At 52.7% G+C, this 2919-nt stretch carries 1 rRNA gene; it reads right to left on the bottom strand.

Features of this window, described 5'->3' with window-relative positions:
- Window positions 1–2891 (bottom strand): 23S ribosomal RNA (locus ACQKNS_RS27290); the annotation flags it as partial.
- Window positions 2892–2919 lie beyond the last annotated feature (28 nt).

Below are 2919 nucleotides of genomic sequence, written 5' to 3'. Positions count from 1 at the left end.
TGTCACCATGCTTCCACCTCTGACCTATCAACCTGATCATCTTTCAGGGATCTTACTAGCTTGCGCCATGGGAAATCTCATCTTGAGGGGGGCTTCATGCTTAGATGCTTTCAGCACTTATCCCGTCCGCACGTAGCTACCCAGCTATGCCTTTGGCAAGACAACTGGTACACCAGCGGTGCGTCCATCCCGGTCCTCTCGTACTAAGGACAGCTCCTCTCAAATTTCCTGCGCCCGCGACGGATAGGGACCGAACTGTCTCACGACGTTCTGAACCCAGCTCGCGTACCGCTTTAATGGGCGAACAGCCCAACCCTTGGGACCGACTACAGCCCCAGGATGCGATGAGCCGACATCGAGGTGCCAAACCTCCCCGTCGATGTGGACTCTTGGGGGAGATAAGCCTGTTATCCCCGGGGTAGCTTTTATCCGTTGAGCGATGGCCCTTCCATGCGGAACCACCGGATCACTAAGCCCGACTTTCGTCCCTGCTCGACTTGTAGGTCTCGCAGTCAAGCTCCCTTGTGCCTTTACACTCTACGAATGATTTCCAACCATTCTGAGGGAACCTTTGGGCGCCTCCGTTACTCTTTAGGAGGCGACCGCCCCAGTCAAACTGCCCACCTGACACTGTCTCCCACCCCGATGAGGGGCGCGGGTTAGAATTTCAATACAGCCAGGGTAGTATCCCACCAACGCCTCCACCGAAGCTGGCGCTCCGGCTTCTCAGGCTCCTACCTATCCTGTACAAGCTGTACCAAAATTCAATATCAGGCTGCAGTAAAGCTCCACGGGGTCTTTCCGTCCTGTCGCGGGTAACCTGCATCTTCACAGGTACTATAATTTCACCGAGTCTCTCGTTGAGACAGTGCCCAGATCGTTACACCTTTCGTGCGGGTCGGAACTTACCCGACAAGGAATTTCGCTACCTTAGGACCGTTATAGTTACGGCCGCCGTTTACTGGGGCTTCGGTTCAAAGCTTCGCTTGCGCTAACCTCTCCCCTTAACCTTCCAGCACCGGGCAGGTGTCAGCCCCTATACTTCGCCTTGCGGCTTCGCAGAGACCTGTGTTTTTGCTAAACAGTCGCCTGGGCCTATTCACTGCGGCTTTTCTGGGCTATTCACCCTAAAAAGCACCCCTTCTCCCGAAGTTACGGGGTCATTTTGCCGAGTTCCTTAACGAGAGTTCTCTCGCACACCTTAGGATTCTCTCCTCGCCTACCTGTGTCGGTTTGCGGTACGGGCACCTTACATCTCACTAGAGGCTTTTCTTGGCAGCGTGGAATCAGGAACTTCGGTACTATATTTCCCTCGCCATCACAGCTCCGCCTTAATGGAAACGGGATTTGCCTCGTTTCCGGCCTAACTGCTTGGACGCGCATATCCAACAGCGCGCTTACCCTATCCTTCTGCGTCCCCCCATCGTTCAAACGATGTATAGGTGGTACAGGAATATCAACCTGTTGTCCATCGCCTACGCCTTTCGGCCTCGGCTTAGGTCCCGACTAACCCTGAGCGGACGAGCCTTCCTCAGGAAACCTTAGGCATTCGGTGGAAGGGATTCTCACCCTTCTTTCGCTACTCATACCGGCATTCTCACTTCTAAGCGCTCCACCAGTCCTTCCGGTCTGACTTCAACGCCCTTAGAACGCTCTCCTACCACTGACACCGTTGGTGTCAATCCACAGCTTCGGTGATACGTTTAGCCCCGGTACATTTTCGGCGCGGAGTCACTCGACCAGTGAGCTATTACGCACTCTTTAAATGGTGGCTGCTTCTAAGCCAACATCCTGGTTGTCTAAGCAACTCCACATCCTTTTCCACTTAACGTATACTTTGGGACCTTAGCTGGTGGTCTGGGCTGTTTCCCTTTCGACTACGGATCTTATCACTCGCAGTCTGACTCCCAAGAATAAGTATTTGGCATTCGGAGTTTGACTGAATTCGGTAACCCGTTGGGGGCCCCTAGTCCAATCAGTGCTCTACCTCCAATACTCTCATCTTGAGGCTAGCCCTAAAGCTATTTCGGAGAGAACCAGCTATCTCCAGGTTCGATTGGAATTTCTCCGCTACCCACACCTCATCCCCGCACTTTTCAACGTGCGTGGGTTCGGGCCTCCATTCAGTGTTACCTGAACTTCACCCTGGACATGGGTAGATCACCTGGTTTCGGGTCTACGACCTCATACTCATTCGCCCTATTCAGACTCGCTTTCGCTGCGGCTCCGTCTCATCAACTTAACCTCGCATGAAATCGTAACTCGCCGGTTCATTCTACAAAAGGCACGCCATTACCCATTAACGGGCTTTGACTACTTGTAGGCACACGGTTTCAGGATCTATTTCACTCCCCTTCCGGGGTGCTTTTCACCTTTCCCTCACGGTACTGGTTCACTATCGGTCACTAGGGAGTATTTAGCCTTGGGAGATGGTCCTCCCTGCTTCCGACGGGATTTCTCGTGTCCCGCCGTACTCAGGATCCACTCAGGAGGGAACGAAGTTTCAACTACAGGGTTTTTACCTTCTTCGACGGACCTTTCCAGATCGCTTCGTTTACCCCGTTCCTTTGTAACTCCATGTTGAGTGTCCTACAACCCCAAGAGGCAAGCCTCTTGGTTTGGGCTAATTCCGTTTCGCTCGCCGCTACTCAGGAAATCGCGTTTGCTTTCTCTTCCTCCGGGTACTTAGATGTTTCAGTTCCCCGGGTCTGCCTTCAGTACCCTATGTATTCAGGTAAAGATACTGTTCCATTACGAACAGTGGGTTTCCCCATTCGGAAATCTCCGGATCAAAGCTTACTTACAGCTCCCCGAAGCATATCGGTGTTAGTCCCGTCCTTCATCGGCTCCTAGTGCCAAGGCATCCACCGTGCGCCCTTTCTAACTTAACCGTTAAAAAAGATCTTACAGATGCTTTGA

The sequence above is a fragment of the Peribacillus sp. NPDC094092 genome (assembly GCF_050279365.1).
In the GTDB taxonomy this organism is placed as follows: Bacteria; Bacillota; Bacilli; order Bacillales; family DSM-1321; genus Peribacillus.
Note: the sequence above shows the minus strand (reverse complement) of the source record. Positions and strands in the feature narration are given on the sequence as shown.